20 protein-coding genes and 1 other RNA gene are annotated in these 18,955 nt (G+C 52.8%); 9 read left to right on the top strand and 12 right to left on the bottom strand.

What is annotated here, in order from left to right; all coding sequences use genetic code 11:
• Positions 1-3: 3 nt before the first annotated feature.
• A complete protein-coding gene (gene tesB, locus H5P17_RS05720; protein WP_020825508.1) occupies positions 4-867 on the bottom strand; it encodes an acyl-CoA thioesterase II in 864 nt (287 codons plus the stop codon).
• A 230-nt stretch (positions 868-1,097) separates the two neighbouring features.
• Between tesB and H5P17_RS05725 the strand changes: the two genes are divergently transcribed.
• Positions 1,098-1,589, top strand: a complete 492-nt coding sequence (locus H5P17_RS05725; RefSeq protein ID WP_044548713.1) for a YbaY family lipoprotein — start codon at positions 1,098-1,100, stop codon at positions 1,587-1,589.
• Positions 1,590-1,654: 65 nt separating this feature from the next.
• On the opposite strand, the gene H5P17_RS05730 is transcribed toward H5P17_RS05725, so the two are convergent.
• Positions 1,655-1,969: an MGMT family protein gene (locus H5P17_RS05730; RefSeq protein ID WP_182821794.1), complete on the bottom strand. Its 315-nt coding sequence runs from the start codon at positions 1,967-1,969 to the stop codon at positions 1,655-1,657.
• A 157-nt stretch (positions 1,970-2,126) separates the two neighbouring features.
• Between H5P17_RS05730 and ffs the strand changes: the two genes are divergently transcribed.
• Positions 2,127-2,223, top strand: an RNA gene (ffs, locus tag H5P17_RS05735) — signal recognition particle sRNA small type.
• A 139-nt stretch (positions 2,224-2,362) separates the two neighbouring features.
• On the opposite strand, the gene H5P17_RS05740 is transcribed toward ffs, so the two are convergent.
• The 3 genes from H5P17_RS05740 to H5P17_RS05750 form a co-directional block, all read right to left on the bottom strand.
• The gene (locus H5P17_RS05740) at positions 2,363-4,018 is read right to left on the bottom strand and encodes a hypothetical protein (RefSeq protein WP_182821796.1); all 1,656 of its coding nucleotides are present in this window, start codon (positions 4,016-4,018) and stop codon (positions 2,363-2,365) included.
• A 282-nt stretch (positions 4,019-4,300) separates the two neighbouring features.
• A complete protein-coding gene (locus tag H5P17_RS05745; protein WP_044548716.1) occupies positions 4,301-5,644 on the bottom strand; it encodes an NCS2 family permease in 1,344 nt (447 codons plus the stop codon).
• A 40-nt stretch (positions 5,645-5,684) separates the two neighbouring features.
• On the bottom strand, positions 5,685-7,472 hold the full coding sequence (locus H5P17_RS05750; RefSeq protein WP_182821798.1) for an adenine deaminase C-terminal domain-containing protein: 1,788 nt from the start codon (positions 7,470-7,472) through the stop codon (positions 5,685-5,687).
• A gap of 138 nt (positions 7,473-7,610) precedes the next feature.
• On the opposite strand from H5P17_RS05750, the gene H5P17_RS05755 reads away from it, so the two are divergent.
• Positions 7,611-8,543, top strand: coding sequence for a LysR family transcriptional regulator (locus H5P17_RS05755; RefSeq protein WP_182821799.1), 933 nt, complete (start codon positions 7,611-7,613; stop codon positions 8,541-8,543).
• A gap of 77 nt (positions 8,544-8,620) precedes the next feature.
• On the opposite strand, the gene H5P17_RS05760 is transcribed toward H5P17_RS05755, so the two are convergent.
• The 3 genes from H5P17_RS05760 to H5P17_RS05770 all read right to left on the bottom strand — a co-directional run bounded on the left by H5P17_RS05760 (position 8,621) and on the right by H5P17_RS05770 (position 9,738).
• On the bottom strand, positions 8,621-8,824 hold the full coding sequence (locus tag H5P17_RS05760) for an HHA domain-containing protein (protein ID WP_044548719.1): 204 nt from the start codon (positions 8,822-8,824) through the stop codon (positions 8,621-8,623).
• A gap of 56 nt (positions 8,825-8,880) precedes the next feature.
• Positions 8,881-9,249, bottom strand: a complete 369-nt coding sequence (gene tomB / locus H5P17_RS05765) for an Hha toxicity modulator TomB (protein ID WP_044548720.1) — start codon at positions 9,247-9,249, stop codon at positions 8,881-8,883.
• Positions 9,250-9,411: 162 nt separating this feature from the next.
• Positions 9,412-9,738, bottom strand: a complete 327-nt coding sequence (locus H5P17_RS05770) for a hypothetical protein (protein WP_182821801.1) — start codon at positions 9,736-9,738, stop codon at positions 9,412-9,414.
• Positions 9,739-10,067: 329 nt separating this feature from the next.
• Here H5P17_RS05770 and H5P17_RS05775 point away from each other — a divergent pair, with 329 nt between their 5' ends.
• The 4 genes from H5P17_RS05775 to H5P17_RS05790 are packed head-to-tail and all read left to right on the top strand — an operon-like array spanning position 10,068 to position 12,681.
• Positions 10,068-10,214 carry a hypothetical protein gene (locus tag H5P17_RS05775; RefSeq protein WP_182821803.1) on the top strand — a complete coding sequence of 49 codons (147 nt, stop codon included), beginning with the start codon at positions 10,068-10,070 and terminating at the stop codon, positions 10,212-10,214.
• Positions 10,211-10,933 (top strand): metal ABC transporter ATP-binding protein, encoded by a 723-nt coding sequence (locus H5P17_RS05780; RefSeq protein WP_044552824.1) that lies wholly within the window; start codon positions 10,211-10,213, stop codon positions 10,931-10,933. Before H5P17_RS05775 ends, H5P17_RS05780 begins: the two co-directional genes overlap by 4 nt.
• Positions 10,920-11,777, top strand: coding sequence for a metal ABC transporter permease (locus tag H5P17_RS05785; protein ID WP_044548722.1), 858 nt, complete (start codon positions 10,920-10,922; stop codon positions 11,775-11,777). The genes H5P17_RS05780 and H5P17_RS05785 overlap by 14 nt, the downstream gene beginning before the upstream one ends.
• A 25-nt stretch (positions 11,778-11,802) precedes the next feature.
• The gene (locus tag H5P17_RS05790) at positions 11,803-12,681 is read left to right on the top strand and encodes a metal ABC transporter substrate-binding protein (protein WP_044548723.1); all 879 of its coding nucleotides are present in this window, start codon (positions 11,803-11,805) and stop codon (positions 12,679-12,681) included.
• 112 nt (positions 12,682-12,793) lie between these two features.
• On the opposite strand, the gene ykgO is transcribed toward H5P17_RS05790, so the two are convergent.
• The 4 genes from ykgO to sdeX all read right to left on the bottom strand — a co-directional run bounded on the left by ykgO (position 12,794) and on the right by sdeX (position 17,731).
• Entirely contained in the window at positions 12,794-12,934 is a 141-nt protein-coding gene (ykgO, locus tag H5P17_RS05795; protein WP_012005563.1) for a type B 50S ribosomal protein L36, read from the bottom strand.
• A 12-nt stretch (positions 12,935-12,946) separates the two neighbouring features.
• The gene (locus H5P17_RS05800; RefSeq protein WP_020825521.1) at positions 12,947-13,201 is read right to left on the bottom strand and encodes a type B 50S ribosomal protein L31; all 255 of its coding nucleotides are present in this window, start codon (positions 13,199-13,201) and stop codon (positions 12,947-12,949) included.
• 178 nt (positions 13,202-13,379) lie between these two features.
• The gene (sdeY, locus tag H5P17_RS05805; RefSeq protein WP_044548724.1) at positions 13,380-16,526 is read right to left on the bottom strand and encodes a multidrug efflux RND transporter permease subunit SdeY; all 3,147 of its coding nucleotides are present in this window, start codon (positions 16,524-16,526) and stop codon (positions 13,380-13,382) included.
• A gap of 17 nt (positions 16,527-16,543) precedes the next feature.
• Complete coding sequence (sdeX, locus tag H5P17_RS05810) at positions 16,544-17,731, bottom strand: multidrug efflux RND transporter periplasmic adaptor subunit SdeX (protein ID WP_044548725.1); 1,188 nt, start codon at positions 17,729-17,731, stop codon at positions 16,544-16,546.
• Between the two features lie 142 nt (positions 17,732-17,873).
• On the opposite strand from sdeX, the gene acrR reads away from it, so the two are divergent.
• Positions 17,874-18,563 (top strand): multidrug efflux transporter transcriptional repressor AcrR, encoded by a 690-nt coding sequence (acrR, locus tag H5P17_RS05815; protein ID WP_182821805.1) that lies wholly within the window; start codon positions 17,874-17,876, stop codon positions 18,561-18,563.
• Positions 18,564-18,573: 10 nt separating this feature from the next.
• A complete protein-coding gene (locus H5P17_RS05820) occupies positions 18,574-18,927 on the top strand; it encodes a DsrE/DsrF/TusD sulfur relay family protein (protein WP_020825526.1) in 354 nt (117 codons plus the stop codon).
• The last annotated feature ends 28 nt before the right edge of the window (positions 18,928-18,955 follow it).

An 18,955-nucleotide genomic window follows, 5' to 3' on the forward strand; every position in this document is an offset into this window, starting at 1 on the left:
TACTTAGGCTTCGCGCTGGCGGATGACGCCTTCCTGCACCGTAGTGGCGACCAGAACACCGTCACGGGTATAAAATTGTCCGCGTACAAATCCACGGGCGCCGGAAGCGGAGGTGCTTTCGACCACGTACAACAACCAGTCATCCATGCGGAAAGGGCGGTGGAACCACATTGAGTGGTCGATCGTTGCCACCTGCATGCCCGGCTCCAGGAAGCCTACGCCATGTGGCTGCAACGCCGTCGGCAGGAAGTTAAAATCTGACGCGTAACCCAGCAAATATTGGTGGATGCGCTGATCGTCCGGCATGGTGCCGTTGGCACGGAACCAAACGTAGCGGTGCGGCTCTTCCACGCTGCCCTTCAGTGGGTTGTGGAATTTGACCGGGCGCATTTCGATCGGCTTCTGCCCGATAAACTTTTCACGCACTTTATCCGGCAGCATGTGCGACAACTTTTGGGCAATGTCCGATTCGGACATCAGCCCTTCCGGCGGTGGCACATCCGGCATGGTGTTCTGATGTTCAAACCCTTCTTCCGGGCTCTGGAAAGAGGCGGTCATATAGAAAATCGGCTTGCCATGTTGAATGGCGCTGACGCGACGGGCGCTAAAACTGTTACCGTCGCGCAGGATTTCCACGTCGTAGATAATCGGCTTGCTGCTGTCGCCTGGGCGCAGAAAATAGCTGTGGAACGAGTGTACGCTCCGCTCTGCCGGAACTGTCTGTTTGGCGGCATAAAGTGCCTGACCAACCACCTGACCGCCAAATACCTGACGGAGCCCCAGATCTTCGCTTTGGCCGCGGAACAACCCTTCTTCGATTTTCTCCAGATCCAGCAGATCAAGGAGGTTTTGCAGTGCCTGGCTCATAAAGTTACTACCCTTATAATAATCATTTTGTTCAGTGTGCGGAATATCACGGTAAGACGTCAATATATTGCGTTATGGCACAGAGAAAATTGGCTGAATGCTGAACATTATTAGGGAGGTAAGTGATTAATAGGCAGTGTTAAATGGATTTTTCAGTGTTTTGTGCTAAGTTTAATGAGTGGGGTGGTGGAAGCCACCAACGTGTTGATAATAAAAAAGGAGACCGATCCATGAAACTCTGGCAAATCGTAGGTGGAGCTGCAGCATTAACCCTCACTCTGGCTGGCTGTGCCCAGAAGAGTGCCAATGTGCCTACTCCAACGGCGGGAAGCGCGGCGATTGCACAAACGCAGATTCAGGGCCCGGCGGTGACTGGTTCGGTTAACATTCGCCAGCGCATTGCGCTGCCGCCGGATGCGATACTGACCGTCACGCTCTCTGATGCTTCACTGGCGGACGCTCCGTCTAAAGTGATCGCCCAGCGTGCGGTACGTACCGACGGCAAACAAGCGCCGTTTAATTTTGTACTGCCGTTCAACCCGGCCGATATTCAGCCTAATGCGCGCATTATCCTGAGCGCGGCAATCACGGTTAATGGGCAACTGATCTTTATTACCGACACTATCCAGGAAGTGGTGAACCGTAACGGCACCCGTGCCGACCTGCTGCTGGTTCCGGTGCAAGGCATTCCGGTTCAGGCGACACCAACGGCGATGCCGTAATCCGGTGGTCCTGAAGCCGTAAGCTATCAACAGCCTTTGTGCTCCGGCCAAAGGCTGTTTTTTTATCACCAGCGCCAGCCGTAAACCAACAGATCCACCGTGCTATGGGCGCCAAAAATGATCCCTTCCGCAAGCAATGCCTGACGTTGGCGTTGGAAATCCTCCCCCTGCTGCGAAATTTGCCCGTGGCGGTTAATCACCCGATGCCAGGGCAGGCTGCTGCCTTCCGGTAGGCGACGCAATACGCCCCCCACCTGACGTGCCGCACGTGGTGAACCGGTCAGGCGCGCTACCTCACCGTAGGTCGTCACTTTGCCATAAGGAATGGCGGCCACCACGTGAAACACGCGCTGGCTGAACGAGGCGTCTTCTGGTTCCATTTCTGTGTTCCTGCTGCAGCGAAATCCCAAGATCAAAGTGTGCCACAGCCGAGGTGGGTAAGAAAACAGCGGTTGGCCCCGGTTGGCTTGCTATTTGGCTGGGCATCACCGATAATGCCCACCGCTTCGCAGTACCAGAAGCCGTCAATGGGGGCCCTGTTGGTTCTCCCGCAACACTAACTTGTGAACTCGGTCAGATCCGGAAGGAAGCAGCCGCAGCAGGTGACGTGTGTGCCGGGATGTAGCTGGCAGGGCCTCCACCAATTTCAGCGTCACACCATACTTTTCTCTAGCCTAGCCCTTGCCTTGGCATAGTCCCCTTGGATGGAAATAGCTGAAAGAACTCACTTTTAAACTTATTGTCCGCTTGCTGCGATAACTTGCAGTTGCACATTATGCAGCTATGGCACCAAACCCTTTCCAGACGCCAGGTGAACCAGCGCTGATACAAATCCAGCCTATAAATGCTCCAGCTGTTGGTGCTGTATTATATCTGATATCTCCAATACGATAGGTGCCGGAAGCCGGTGCGTTGGCTCCGATGGATTGTTTTCTAGTGGGTTGAATGTAGTAGGGATCCACGCTGCTCTGGATCAAAGCCCCATTGTGTTTTGTTGGATTGAATACCCCACCACCAGAACCAAAGGATACATCACCAATGACATAACCACCAATTATGAAAATATTTCTTGCTGCACTATTAAAGTTAATTTCGCTAGAGAAATGACAGGATTTAAAATAAACACCAATATTACCATTGGATGAACTTGTGCCTGTAACTTTCCCCCGAAACTCACAGTTGTCGAAGTAAGTAAGGTTGTCTGGGTAACTAATTGCTATATCTTTGGTAAAAATGCAGTTATCAAATACTTTAAATGAGCTGGTGGCTAATGCTGATAGGCTGGAGATGTTTGTACGATGAATGTAAACTCTACTATTGCTTCCTGATGTCATGGATAAATCAATTCCTGGTGTGCATCTGACATTGTACATATATAATTCACAATGACCGATGCTGATAACTCTGTATTCAGCTATGCCTCCATCGTTAAATGTATAAACTCCTTCACTTCCTTGGAAGAAAGTTCCTCCATTGGTATTAGTGACATCAACGTTAGCATTGTATTCAATGTGGCAAGAGTTGAACTCACAACAAATTCCGCCAATAGTACTAAAGACGGGGCAAACCCAGTTGTCTTCAAACTGACAGTTATTAAAACGAAGAAAGTTGGCCCTATCGCTGCCGTAACTACTTCTAATCATTATAGGGTTTTTTAGTGTTTTTGAAATATTGAAACTATCTACAGGATTTTTCCTATCTCCTGAACTGGAGCCGCTCCCCCAAATATCGACCGCATCGAACACACTGTCTTGGCATTTATCTATGAACAATGCGCAACCATTGAAGTCCTCAATGGTTATGTTGCGGTATGTTGCGCGATACTGCGCCTGCAGATAAAGGCCATCACCCAAGTATAAAGGGTTACCCAAGAGACTAAAATTCTCAAGAATGATGCCAGCATAGCCTTGTTCTGATCCGCCCCATAGGGGATTGTTTTTAGATGGAAAATTTAGCAATGCTTGGTTTTCATTATCAGTTCCTCTCATGTCAGAAAATACAGTTCTGTCTTTTGCTCCATGCCCTATTAGATGAATACCGCAGTTATTCTGAAAATAAATGGGACTCATCAATCGCATGGGATTGGCTCTGGGTGCCTGAGGAAGAATGACTGTTCTTTTTCGCGCGCTGGAGGCAATTCGTTGTAATGCAGGCGAGCAATCTTGCAAGCTCGGATCCAGGCCAAACCATGAAGCGTACCACTCTCTCTTTTGTGATTCGACTCGTTTCCACCTTTTCCCTGTTGCAGTTACGATAGTGGTGCCCGCATCATCAGGTGTTTTTGTATCTGTCTCATCATAATAGAAATCACCACCACCAAAAGGTGTCTTGCTATCGTCATAATAAGAACATAGGAATACACGCTGCCCGGTCAGTGATGGCTCAAGAATTCTTAAATTTTCTATGCTGGAAATGAGTTGCTGTGTCATAAGTACCTCTTTGCTCTAGATTGTTTTTTACTAAGGAAATATATATTCCATCCCTTAATTTCAGGTTTTAATTAGAAGCCTTTATTTGTAGTGGTTAAAATGTTAATTAATTAGGTGTTGTTCGTCTAGTTTTCGATGCTGTGTGGTGGATAGGTGAAATAATTTGTTTGAATTTGATGTATAAGGAGGGGGAGTAATAAAATTTAATAGGTGGGAGGGCGTTTTATCACTATTCAAGAGATGTGCTAATATATTGCAAGCACATCTCTTGAACCTTTAACCTCAGTGCTTCACCAACGTAGCGAAGTAGTACGCCAGCGGGATAGCCAACAGATAAAGTCCGACCGGGACTTCACGCCATTTGCCGGCAATCACCTTGATGATGATATAAAACAGCAGTCCACCGGCGATACCGGTACCGAAGCTGTTGGCAATCAGCGTGATCATCACCATCATCAGTACAGGCAGGCCGTCGGTAAAGTTGGCCAAATCGACTTTGCGCAATCCACTGAACATATTCAGGCCGATCAGGATCAATGCCGGTGCAGTGGCCTCTTTCGGGATCATCAGGGCAATGGGGGTAAACAGCAGCATCAGCAAGAACATGATGGCTGCCGCCAGCGCTGTTAATCCAGTCTTGCCACCGGCTTCGGCGGCGGCTGACGATTCGATCAGCGCCGTGGCGGCTGGTATACCAACCCAGGGCCCCAGTGCTGCAGCGATAGAATCCACCATAAAGGGCCGGTTGATGTGCGGCATGTTGCCGTGTTCGTCAAGTAATCCGGCTTCACCGCCGACGGCGAGCGTGGTCCCCATGGTGGAGAAAAACTCCGAGGCGAAAAAGACAAACAGGTAGGGCAGGAAGGCGATATTCAATGCACCAATCATATCGACGTGACCGAGCACTGGGGCCAATGAGTGTGGCATTGCCATCAGACTGGCGGGGAGGTGCGTGACGCCGAATGGAATCCCCACCAGGGTCGCGACTAGGATCGCCCACAAAATCGCGCCGGGGATGCGTCGAGCCTGTAGGGCAATGGCCAGAAACAGGCCGCACAGGGCAACCAGCGCACCGGGTGCCGTGAAGTCACCCAGCATCAGCGCATTGGATTTGGCATTGGCCAGCACCAGCCCGGCGTTACGAAATCCCAGCACCGCAACAAATAATCCGATAGAGGCGGTCAGCCCCAGCTTGATGGACTGCGGCACCGAGCGGGTAACCACCTCGCGCAGCCCAAGACGAGTCAGGGCAAAAAACAAAATGCCGGACCAGCAGGCGATACCCAGACCAATCTGCCACCCTATGCCTTCACTGCCCGCCAGCGTCACGCCGACCAACACCGAACCGCCGATACCCGGGCCAACGATAAACGGCAGATTACCGTAAAACGCCATAAGCAGGGTGCCGATCACAAACACCAGAATGGTACCGGTGGTCACTGCCCCCTTATCCATGCCGCCGATGGCCAGCAATCCGGGGATCACCACCAACAAATAGGCCGCAGCCAGAAAACCGGTGATACCGGCCAGGCATTCGGTTTTGACATTACTTTGCCGCGCATGCAGTTGAAAACGCCGTTGCAGCCAGCCCCCTGGTGTTGGAGCATTTACTGAGTTTTCAGCCATATAGACAATCTCCGTTGCTATCTCATTATTATGATTATTTTTACGCCGGGGTTTCCCAGCAGGCGATCAGCGGATCGACAATTTGGCGCGTGGTGCCGTCGGTCAGGCCGAGATCGGTCAGGTGCGGCCCGGCGTTGCACGCCAGGCAGGTGCCCTCAATTGCCTTGAAAACCCGGTAGGGCGGTTCCCAGTCGGCGATTTGTGCGCTCAGATCGCGCAGTTTTTTAAATTGTTGTGCCAGTTCTGCGGCAGGCAGATCGGAAAGCATGCCGGCAATCGGCATCGCCACCTGGGCCAGGATTTCCCCGTTTTGACTTAAGGCCATGCCGCCACCGCAGGCGATCAGGGCATTGGCCGCCCGCGCCATATCGGCTGCGTCACGGCCCAGAACCACCAGGTTATGCGAGTCGTGTGAGTAGCTGGTGGCGATGGCACCGCGCAGTTCCCCCCAGCCTTCCAACAGCGCAAGTTGCGGGGTGGCCTGGTGGCGACCATGGCGATGTTGCACCCAGATCAGGCTAAAGCCGTCCGGAATCTGCACTTCGCCGTCGCGAACCTCGACGGTGGTTTCGTTCCACTGGGTAAAACGCGCGCCTTTAATGTGGCGCAGGGTGGCTTTACCGTGGCGGATCGCCGGGACTTTCAAGATGAAATCTGTTGCAGCCAGCGGGGGAAGCCGCAGCGTATCGCGCGGCACCGTTACTTTCGGGTTTGCACTGAGCGGTGTCAGCATTTTTCCGTTCTGCGCCATCAGCTTTCCTGCGACGTAGACCTGCCTTGCACTCAGTTGAGTGAGCGAATCAAAGACCACCAGATCGGCAATGCGGCCCGCGGCAATCAACCCGAGATCGTTGCGTTGCAAGCGAATAGCGGCGTTGAGTGTCGCCATCCGCAATACGTCGGTTCCCGACATCCCCTGCTCGATCAGCATATTGAGTAATGCCACAATGCCGCCTTTTTGCAGCAACATATCCGGCGGCACATCGTCGGTGCAGACGGTGACCTGCGAGGACAGGTGTGGCAACGTTTTCAGCGCTGCAACGATCTCGGGCAGCAGGTAAGGGTGAGAGCCTCTGATCTCCAGCGTCAGTCCAGCGCGTAGTTTCTCCAGCGCGTCGGCTCCGGAGGTCAGCTCATGGTCGGACGTCACGCCCGCGGCCAGATAGGCCTGAAGCTGAGCGCCATTCAGCCCACGTGCGTGACCTTCGATTAACTTGCCGCTGTTCAGCCCGGCGTTGAGGATATCCAGCATGCGCTCGCTGCCGTTCAACACGCCGTGCATGTCCATGACCTCGGCAACTCCGCCGACTTCCGGCCAGGCCAGCATGGTTTCCATTTCATGGCCGCCGAAATCAGCGCCGGACATTTCCAACCCTGGAGTGGAAGGGACGCTTGAAGGTGCTGCGCAGATCACCCTGAGCGGCAGACCACGGCTGGCGTCGACCGCGTAACGCACGCCTTCAACGCCGAGCACGTTGGCCAGTTCGTGCGGATCCCAGAAAATGGTGGTGGTGCCTTGGGCAACGACGATTTCGGCGTAACCTTCCGGAGGCAGGTGCGAGCTTTCAACATGTACGTGGGTGTCGATCAGACCGGGGCTCAGATAAGCGCCGGCCAAATCTTGTGTCTGCAAGGCTTCGGTCATTGTGCCGCAGGGATGGACGCTGGCAATCAGTGCGCCAACGATGCCGACATCAGCGCTGCGGATTTCACCGGTGGCCATATCGACCAGCGAGGCGTTTGTCAGCAATAAATCAAAAGGAAGTTGGCCTAATGCGGCCTTCACCGCGCGTCGGCGTTCGACCGCGCTGGTACAAGAAGTGGTCATGGTAATTACCCGGCATGATGACAGGGTTGTTACTCTAGGGGGGAGGGCAGGCTTTGCACAGATGATTTAATTTATTGCCTGATAAGAAACGTTTATGCTGTCGCAAACGTTTACTTGGTTGGCGAATGGAAACCTGACATGTCTGAACCCTGGCGCCGCTTGCCCGCGCTGTCTCTGAAGCAGATCCAATATTTCGTTACTCTGGCGCGGCTTCGGCATTTTACCGATACCGCGAACCGTTTGGCGATCAGCCAACCGGCACTGAGTAGCGCGCTGCGGCAGATAGAGTTGGTGCTGGGCGGTAAATTGGTGAACCGTACCGCTTCCGCAGTGACCCTGACCGAACAGGGCGCGGCAATTTTGCCGCATGCCGAGCGGTTGCTGAATGTGGCGCAGGCGTCTTTTGACGATATGCAGCGCATTATGTTGGCGGGGGGCGACGGGACTTTACGTATCGGGTTGGTGCCTTCGGTCAGTCGCCTGTTGTTTCCGGCCGTGCCGCAATTGCTGGCGGCGAACTTTCCACGGCTGCGGGTAGAGTTTCACGATCAAACCAATGATTCGCTGCTACTGCAATTGGAGAACGGCCTGATTGATTTTGGTATCGGTGCGCTCGACAGTTCAGTGCCGCAGTCGCTGGAAATATACCCCCTGCAGGAAGATCCCTTTGTGGTGGTCATGCGCCGTGACGATCCTCTGGCGGAATCACACCATTTGCCGTGGCGGCAATTAGCCCGGCGCGATATCGCGGTTTTTTCCAAGGGGAACATCAGTCGGTTGGTATTGGCTTTGGCGGAAAGCCATCGTCTGGATTTAACCGCACGCTATCAGGTGGATTTTCTGGAGACGTTATACGGATTGGTACGTTCCGCATTAGCGGTCGCTATTTTACCCGAGCTTTACACCACTCATTTGAAAGACGACGAATTAACCGTCGTTCAACTGCAGCAGCCGATGCTTAGCCGCACAGTGGCGTTAATGCGCAGCGCGCAACCTAATCGTCCGGTGTTAATTGAGGCGTGTTTCCAATTGTTATTGCAGGATTTTCAACAGCGGATGAAAGTGCAGTAAGTCAATGAGATAAATACGGGAATAGGTTTTACATTGAGGCCGACAAATGTATCGGCTCAACGCAGCTTCAGCCAGGATTAACGAACGAATTTCCACACGGCCGTTGGGATTTTATCGTATAGCTTATTCATGGTGAGCTCAGCCAGACGGTGATCGGCTGCGGAGTAAAACAGCTCCAGCTCGTCATCCGAAAGCTCATACTTATTTTTTTCAATAACGCGTTCAAGGGTGTCGATCGTGGTGCATTTACGTAAACGCATCAGATAATCAATTTTAGTCATGATAACCTTTGGTGTAATAAACCGTAGAATAGAATCAATTTAGGGATAATTATCCCCTAAGTTTTCATTGTCGTACAGACGCCCTCTCCTGAGAACATTCTGAATAATCGCGCCTTGGTTTTTTGCCAGCGACGCAGATCGGAATCATTGATACCGTAGCTGCTGAACAGCGTGTAGGTATCATCGAGGTATTCCTCGACTAACTCCGATAAATCACTTTCGTCCATGTATTTAATTTTATAACTCATCACAAACGAAGCAATATGTTCAATCAACTCATTAAGCTGGAGGTTGACGGAAGACGTTGGGTCGTTCACCCAGCCGTGGTGGCTGTCGCCCAGCGTGGCAATGCCTTCATCATACAAATTTTCGCACAAGAATTTCAGCTGAGCAATATCGTGCCTTTTAGGCGAATACTCATCCATATCATCCCCTCCGTAAGTCTTAATTTCAGTGTTGATAACACTCTGTGAGTAAGCTGATTTACATCATGGACAGAGGTAGCTTAATGACGGTGGTAAAATAAACTTCTCATATAATGAATATAAATCATTTCTCCGCGTCTGGCCTGCTGTTATTACGTAAACTTACAATTCATCTGCGGTAGATGGGCGGGAGTTATCGATGATGTCAAAGATTAGCCCCGACTCGGCCAGGCTGAAAGTGACACTCTCTCTGATGTATTCCTCGGCGCTGATATCCAGACAGGCATTGAAAATTGTCCATTTATAGCGGTAACTCATTGAATACTGGCTGTCGCTCAATTCATGAATATCAAATATTTCTAATGAACCTTCGGTATAGCGCGCGTTTTCAGAATAAAAACTCAATCCGCTGGTCAATGCCGGCACCAGCTCTGATATTTTATCATTAATCACTTTCTTTAGTTTTTTAACAGAAAGTGCTTCCGTCATTGTGCTGCAGCTAAGAGTTACGTGCATTTAATGCCTGAGCGTATCGCGATCTATCTATTAATCTTACTCCTTTTTTATCACTTCGTCGGTAAACTTTTCGTTAACTGGAGGCTTTTTTACAGTATCTCAACGTTGTTTACCGGTTAATAACCCTGATGTTTCTCTGTCTATCTCGAAAGAAGTACTCCCTGAGTGTCAAATTCGGTGAGTTGCCGGTGCAAGCAGAGCTTGATTGTTACGTTCAGTTGCATTAATCCCCGAACGGGCGCTTGAGTGAATGAAATGATTGTGATGTTATATTGTAACAATAAATCCTCTCTCGTTTGGCCATGAAACTGACATCCACACCACAAGATGGCGATCTGCCGTCATTGAACTCGCTGTTCACCGCTTCAGCAGGGCTGCGTTGCGGCATTGCCGCTGCGTTACTGGCATTGCTTTGGTTGGGCATCCATTGGGCGGTGGCATTGCCATGATAACCCTGCAAAAAGCCGTAGTCGGCTATGGCGGAGCGCCGTTGTTTCCCCCGCTTAGCGGACATTTCGCCGTGGGATCGCTGACCGCCGTGGTCGGTGTTAACGGGGCCGGCAAGTCTACGTTGCTGAAAACAGTGGCGGGGCTTTTGCCGTTGCAGGGCGGGAGCCTGCGTTTTAGCGGCAATAAATTACCGCGTATGGCTTATTTGCCCCAACAGGCGGAGCTGGATCGCCAGTTTCCGATCCTGGTCAGCGATTTGGTGGCCATGGGGAGCTGGCCGTTGAGCGGCATGTTCGGCGGATTGAACAAGCGAGCTGCGCGGCAAATTGCCGAGGCGCTGGATGCGGTGAGTATGACCTCGATGGCACGCAGCCCCGTCGGCGAACTTTCCGGTGGTCAACTTCAACGGGTATTGTTCGCCCGCTTGTTGGTGCAGCAGGCGCCGCTTATTTTGCTGGATGAACCTTTTACCGGCATTGACAGCGCCACCATTCAATTGCTGTTGCAGGTGATTGATCGTCTGCACCAACAGAGAAAGACGGTGATTGCCGTGCTGCACGATATGTCGATGGTGGCGAATCACTTTCCCCAGGCTTTGTTGCTGACGCCACAGTGCTGCCACTGGGGCGCTGCCGAGAACGTGTTGGAACACATTCCCGCGTTGAATATCGCCAGTGCTCCGCTCTGCCGCAGTGGGGAGCGTAATGATGTTGCTTGAGGCATTAATCGATCCCTTTGCTTCCTTTGGCTTTATGCGGCGTGCGCTGGTGGCCTGTTTCGCCTTGTCGATCAGCGCCGCGCCGCTGGGCGTTTTTTTGTTGCTGCGGCGCATGAGCCTGGTGGGTGACGCACTGTCGCATGCGGTACTGCCCGGTGCCGCCATAGGGTATTTGATTTCCGGTATGTCGCTGGTGGCGATGGGCGTAGGCGGGTTTATCGCCGGGCTCGCCGTGGCGATGCTCTCAGGGCTGGTCAGCCGCCGCACGCCGTTGAAAGAGGATGCCAGTTTCGCCGGTTTCTATCTGGGATCCTTGGCGTTGGGAGTCACGTTGGTTTCGCTGCGCGGCTCCAGTGTCGATTTGCTGCACGTGCTGTTTGGTTCGATCCTCGCGGTAGATACACAGGCTATTTTCATGGTTGGGGCGATAGCCAGTTTTTCGCTGTTGGCACTGGCGGCGCTGTATCGCGCTCTGGTGATTGAATCTTTCGACGCCATCTTTTTACGCGTTAGCGCACCGCGCTGGTTGGCACTGATCCATGGACTATTTCTGGCGCTAGTCGTGATCAATTTGGTGGCCGGTTTCCAAATCCTCGGCACCTTGATGTCGGTGGGGCTGATGATGCTGCCCGCCGCCAGCGCTCGTTTTTGGGCCCGTAATCTGCCACATACGTTGGCGGTGGCGATGGGCATCGGCATGCTATCGAGTTTGATCGGCCTGGAATGGTCATATTACGCCTCGTTGCCTGCCGGCCCGGCTATTGTGCTCAGTGCCAGCGTGATCTTTTTTGGGTCGATTCTGTTTGGGACGCGTGGGGGGATCTTTTCCCTGGCGCGCCGTTGAGAAGTGTCATGTGCAAGGAGAAAGTATGAAACGTTTACCTATTACGCTGGCAGTCGCTGCTCTGCTGTCCAGCCCGTTGGCGATGGCGAAAACCGTTGATGCCGTTGCCAGTTTTTCCATCCTGGGCGATATCGTCAAGCAAGTAGGGGGGGAGCACGTTAAGGTCACCACCTTGGTGGGGCCGGACGGCGATCCGCACAGCTTTGAGCCTTCGCCTAAGGACAGCAAGGTGCTGTCACAGGCCGACGTGGTGTTCGTCAGTGGTTTGGGATTGGAAGGCTGGATCGATCGGCTGGTTAGCGCCTCGGGATATAAAGGGCAGGTTATCACCGCATCACAGGGAATAAACTCGCGCCAGATGGAAGACGACGGCAAAGAGATCACCGATCCTCATGCCTGGAACAGCATGAAAAATGGTGCGCAGTACGCCACTAACGTGATGAACGCGCTGATTGCCGCCGATCCTGAAGACGCCAATTATTTCCGCCAGCGCGGCGCAGAGTATATCCAACAGTTGCAGAAGCTGGATTTGTGGGCCAAAACGCAGTTTGCCGCTGTACCGCAGCAAAAGCGTAAGGTGCTGACCAGCCACGATGCTTTTGGCTACTTTGGGCAAGAATATGGCGTCACCTTCCTTGCCCCGGTCGGTTTCTCTACCGAAGCAGAGGCCAGCGCCAGCGACGTGGCCGGTCTGATCAAGCAGATCAAACAGGAAAAAGTGACCGCCTATTTTATTGAAAACCAGACCGACCCGCGCCTGGTGAAGCAGATTGCTGCGGCGACCGGAGCAAAAGCCGGTGGTGAGCTGTATCCTGAGGCGCTATCCCAGCCGCAGGGGCCGGCAGCGAACTACGTGCAGGCATTCAAACACAATGTCGATACCTTACTGAGCAGTATGAAATAAACCTTCGTGTCCCCGTTATGAAGGCGGGGACACTGATGACACTCCGGCTTTCTCCATAAAAAAAGCCCCGTTGAGCAGCAACGGGGCTTTGCGACAGATGACACTACGGAAGTTAACGCTTTTTCTTACGTCCCTGTACCGCTTTAAAACGCGGGTTGGTTTTACAGATCACATAGATGCGACCTTTGCGGCGCACGACTTTGCAATCCGGATGGCGATTTTTCGCCGAACGCAATGAACTCAAAACCTGCATGTTGATTCCCTTTTACTTCTTGCCAAGAAAGCGACCGAAACGCTGCTGGAAACGTGCAGTGCTGCCCTCTTTAGAGAACTCTTTCTGCTTGCCGGTGTAATACGGATGCGAAGCGGAAGAGACGTCGATAGTGACATACGGCCAGTTTTCACCGTCCAGCTCAATGGTGCGGTCGGTGTTGATGGTCGAACCCACTTTAAAGTAGGCATTGGCGCTCAGATCGTGGAACACCACGGTACGATAATTTGGATGGATACCTGCTTTCATGATGCACTCTCATGTAATGTTATACTATAACAATAATTATGCGCCGCACGGCTCAGAGGATCAAGTACAAAATGCACCCGCAGATAATTTAATGAGAGTGATTTGCATTAAGCAGATGAAGCAAAAGAAAAAGGCCGCATAAGCGGCCTTTTTTCAGGAGGGAAACAGCACTGAGTTATCAGTGATGCTCGACCGGATGGCTGTGTTCTATGTCTTCAGACTTCTTGCCGAAGCGGCGGCGAACCACCACGAAGAACACCGGAACAAAGAACAGGGCCAGCACGGTGGCGGTAATCATCCCGCCCATAACGCCGGTACCGACCGCGTTCTGTGCGCCGGAGCCTGCACCGTTACTGATAACCAGCGGCAGTACCCCGAGGATGAAGGCCAGTGAGGTCATCAGGATTGGACGCAGACGCATACGTACCGCATCGAGCGTCGCTTCGATCAGACCCTTGCCCTCTTTCTCCATCAGATCCTTGGCGAATTCCACTATCAGGATGGCGTTCTTCGCCGACAGACCTATGGTGGTCAACAGCCCCACCTGGAAGTAAACGTCGTTGTTCATGCCGCGCATGGTTGCTGCCAGCAGAGCACCGATAACCCCCAACGGCAGTACCAGCATGACCGAGAACGGAATCGACCAGCTTTCATACAGCGCTGCCAGACACAGGAACACCACCAGAATCGAAATGGCGTACAGTGCAGGCGCCTGGTTACCGGACAGACGTTCCTGATAGGACATACCGGTCCAATCGTAACCAATACCGCTTGGCAGTTTGGATGCCAGCTCTTCCATCATGTTCATCGCCTCACCGGTACTTTTACCCGGTGCTGCTTGTCCAAGAATTTCCATGGATGGCAGGCCGTTATAACGTTCCAGACGCGGAGAACCGTATTCCCATTTCGCCGTAGAGAACGCGGAGAAAGGAACCATCTGGCCGGTGCCGCCACGAACAAACCATTTATTGATGTCTTCTGGCAGCATACGGAATGGCGCATCAGCCTGAACGTAGACCTTCTTCACACGACCGCGGTCGATGAAGTCGTTAACGTAGGTGCCACCCAGCGCGGTAGTCAGCGTACTGTTGATGGTGGTGATGCTCACGCCCAGCGCCTTGGCTTTCTCCTGATCGATGATCAGTTTGAACTGTGGCGTATCTTCCAGGCCGTTAGGACGCATGCCCACCAGCAGGTCCGGATGTTCGGCCGCCATACCCAACAACTGGTTACGCGCTTCGGTCAGTTTTTCATGGCCTAAGCCGCCCTGATCGATCAGTTCAAAGTCGAAGCCTGTCGCGGTGCCGAGTTCGATAATCGCCGGCAGGTTGAACGGGAACACCAGGCCTTCTTTAATCTGAGAGAACGCACCCATCGCGCGGCCGGCAATCGCAGGCACTTTATTCTGCTCACCGGAACGTTCGGACCAGTCTTTCAGGCTGACGAATGACAGACCGTTGTTCTGGCCGTTACCGTTGAAGCCGAAGCCCGCTACGGTAAACACCGAGACCACGTTGTCCTTTTCCTTGGTCATGAAGTAGTCGGTGACTTCTTCCAGCACTTTAGCGGTACGCGCTTCAGTCGCACCCGCCGGCAGCTGAACCATGGTCAACAGGATGCCCTGGTCTTCTTCCGGCAGGAACGAGGACGGCAGGCGCAGGAACAACAGGCCCATGCCAACGACGATCAGCAGGTAGATCACCAGATAACGCCCGGTACTGCGCAGAATATTGGCTACGCTGTCGGTGTAGTGGTTGGTGCTCTTTTCGAACATGCGGTTAAACCAGCCGAAGAAGCCTGTTTTAATCCCATGATCGCCTTTCGGAACCGGTTTGAGCATGGTGGCGCAAAGTGCCGGCGTCAGGATCATCGCTACCAGAACCGACAGGGCCATCGCGGAAACGATGGTGATCGAGAACTGACGATAGATGGCACCGGTTGAACCACCGAAGAACGCCATAGGTACGAATACCGCTGACAGCACCATGGCGATACCGACCAACGCACCCTGAATTTGGCCCATCGATTTACGGGTGGCTTCTTTCGGCGACAGTCCCTCTTCGGACATTACGCGCTCGACGTTTTCCACCACCACGATGGCGTCATCCACCAACAAGCCTATCGCCAACACCATACCGAACATCGTCAGTGTGTTGATCGAGAAGCCGAACGCCGCCAGGATCGCAAAGGTCCCCAGCAATACTACCGGTACCGCGATAGTTGGGATCAACGTCGCACGGAAGTTCTGCAGGAACAGATACATAACCAGGAACACCAGCAAGATCGCTTCCATCAGCGTTTTCACAACTTCGTTGATGGAGATTTTAACGAACGGGGTGGTGTCGTATGGGTAAACCACTTTCATCCCCTGCGGGAAGAACGGTTCCATTTTGGTCAGTGCATCTTTTACGCCTTTAGCGGTATTCAGGGCGTTGGCGCCGGTGGCGAGTTTGATCCCCAAACCTGCTGCCGGTTTACCGTTGTAACGTGCGGTTACCGCGTAGCTTTCTGCACCGCGTTCAATGTGCGCAACATCGCTCAGGCGAACCTGAGAACCATCACTATTCACCTTCAGCAGAATTTTACCGAACTCTTCAGGAGAGGTCAGGCGAGTCTGCGCGATGATCGAGGCGTTCAACTGTTGCCCCGGTACCGGTGGCATCCCCCCCAGCTGCCCTGCGGCGATCTGGTTGTTTTGCTCGGTAATGGATGAGGTGACATCTGAAGTGGTTAACTGGAAATTATTCAGTTTGTTCGGATCCAGCCAGATACGCATGGCGTACTGGGCACCGAACAGCTGCACTTCACCCACGCCGGATGAACGGCTGATAGGATCTTTGATGTTGGAAGCTACGTAGTCCGCAATGTCATCCTGGGTCATGTTCGGATCGTCGGAAACGAAGCCGGCCACCATCAGGAAGCTGCTGCTGGATTTTTCTACTTTCAGACCCTGTTGCTGCACTTCTTGCGGCAGTAACGGGGTGGCTAACGACAGTTTGTTCTGGACCTGAACCTGCGCAATGTCAGGGTCGGTACCGGATTCAAACGTCAAAGTAATGGTGACGCTACCAGAGGAATCGCTGGTGGAAGACATGTACATCAGATTATCGATACCGTTCATGTTCTGTTCGATAATCTGAGTGACGGTATCTTGCACCGTTTTGGCATCCGCGCCTGGATAGTTTGCGGAAATACTGACCGCCGGTGGTGCAATAGTAGGATACTGCGCAATCGGCAGTTTCATTATTGACAACACACCCGCCAACATGATGATGATGGCGATTACCCAGGCGAAAATCGGGCGATCTATAAAGAACTTAGCCATGTCTTACCGGCTCCTTTTTATGACTTCTGCGCTTCAGACTGCGGCTGCTTTTGCGCCTGAGTGTCAACTTCCTGCACTTTTACCTGAGCGCCCGGACGGACTTTCATCAAGCCGGTGACAATCACGCGGTCGCCGGCTTTCAAACCGTCGGTAACCAGCCATTTGTCGCCGATAGCCTGATCGGCCTTCAGCGTACGCAATTCAACTTTGTCGTCAGCACCTACCACCAGTGCGGTAGCATCGCCACGTGGGTTACGCGTCACACCCTGCTGCGGCACCAGCAATGCGTCGCTGCGCACGCCTTCGTCCAGACGGGCGCGAACGAACATGCCCGGCAACAGCGTATCGTTCGGGTTAGGGAACACCGCACGAATGGTGATGGAACCGGTGGTCTCATCAACGGTGACGTCAGAGAATTCCAGCGTGCCTTCCTGAGCGTATTGCGCGCCGTTTTCCAGCAGCAGTTTCACTTTGGCTTTGCCGTTCTCTTGCTTCAGCGCACCGCTTGCCAGTTCTTGCTTCAGACGCAGGAAGTCGTTGCTCGACTGAGTCACGTCGACGTACATCGGATCAAGCTGCTGCACGGTGGACAGAGCAGTGGCTTGGCCGTTGGTAACCAGAGCCCCTTCGGTCACGGCAGATTTGCCGATGCGGCCGGAGATTGGCGAAGTCACCTTGGTGTAAGCCAGATTGATGCGGGCAGTTTCAACGGCCGCTTTTGCGGCGACCACGGCGGCGTCAGCCTGCTGCAGAGTAGAAACGGCGTTATCGTAATCTTGCTTACTGATGTAGTTGGTACCCAGCAATGGTTTGTAGCGGTTGACCGTCACGCGTGCGATAGACGCGCTGGCTTGGGCTTTCGCCAAATCGCCTTTAGCGCTGTCATAGGCCGCCTGGTAGGTAGCAGGATCGATTTGATACAGGGAAGTCCCTGCCTTGATATCGCTGCCTTCTACGAAGTTACGTTTCAGGATAATGCCGCTAACCTGAGGGCGAACTTCGGCGATACGATACGCAGCGGTGCGGCCAGGAAGATCGGTGGTGATGTTGAGAGGTTCTGCCTTCAATGTCACTACACCCACTTCGGGAGCCGGTGCCTGGGCGCCTTGCTGTTGGGTTTCTTTATCGTTACATCCTGTTAGCACTAAGCTGCCTGAAAGCATCAGAACTGCCGCCAGAGGCGTTAACCCTCTGTTTTTGTTCATAGAAAAACCTCAAGTGTCCGATTTCAAAATGATCAATGGATCACAAGCTTTAAAACCCATTGCTGCGTTAATTATTAGTGCGTGCTATGGTACATACATACACGAATGTATGTAAATCTCACTTCCCCGAAAAAACAACGCCATGGCACGAAAAACCAAACAGCAAGCGCAAGAAACTCGACAGCACATTCTTGACGCTGCGGTGCGAGAATTCTCTGAACGTGGCGTTTCTGCAACGTCCCTCACCGATATTGCCACCGCTGCTGGGGTTACGCGTGGCGCAATTTACTGGCACTTCAAGAATAAGGTAGACCTGTTTAACGAAGTTTGGGAATTATCAGAGTCGAAAATAGGCGATCTCGAACTAGAGTATCAGGCAAAGTACCCTGAGAATCCACTGCGTATTTTACGCGAAATTCTAATTTATATTCTGACGGCTACGGTAGATGACGCACGCAGGCGTGCCCTGATGGAGATCGTTTTTCATAAGTGTGAATTTGTCGGTGAGATGCTCCCGCTGCAAGATGCCCGTAAAGTCCTCTATCTGGAAGGTTACGACCGTATTGAGTCCGTGCTGCGCAACAGTATGCGCCACGGCCAACTGCCAGCCGATCTACATACCCGCCGCGCATCTATCATCCTGCGAGCCTACATTACCGGCCTGATGGAAAACTGGCTTTTTATGCCGGAAAGTTTTGATCTGAAAGCCGAAGCGGCAGTGTTGATCGACTCATTTATCGAAATGGCCCAATTCAGTCCCACCCTGCGGATAAAACCGGAGGAGGGGGAGCTGGCGGCACCGCCGTTGAGTGCAGAACATCATCATTTATAGGAGAAACACCATGTCATCCGTTGTTTTGATCGCCAATGGCGCCGCTTATGGCCACGAATCGCTGTTTAACGCGCTGCGTCTGGCTATTGCGTTGAAAGAACAGCAGTCCGATCTCAATCTGAAACTGTTTTTGATGTCTGATGCGGTGGTCGCGGGTATTGCCGGGCAGCAGCCACACGAAGGCTACCATCTGCAGCAAATGCTGGAAATTCTCACCGCTCAGCAGGTACCGGTAAAATTGTGTAAAACCTGTGCCGATGCGCGCGGAGTCAGTCGGCTGCCACTGGCGGATGGGGTGGAAATCGGTACGCTGGTGGAACTGGCGCAGTGGACGCTGGCGGCGGAGAAGGTATTGACCTTCTAAGTCCGCGACATTTGTACATCACCCGCAA

The organism is Serratia sp. OS31, assembly GCF_014164835.1.
GTDB lineage: Bacteria > Pseudomonadota > Gammaproteobacteria > Enterobacterales > Enterobacteriaceae > Serratia > Serratia liquefaciens_A.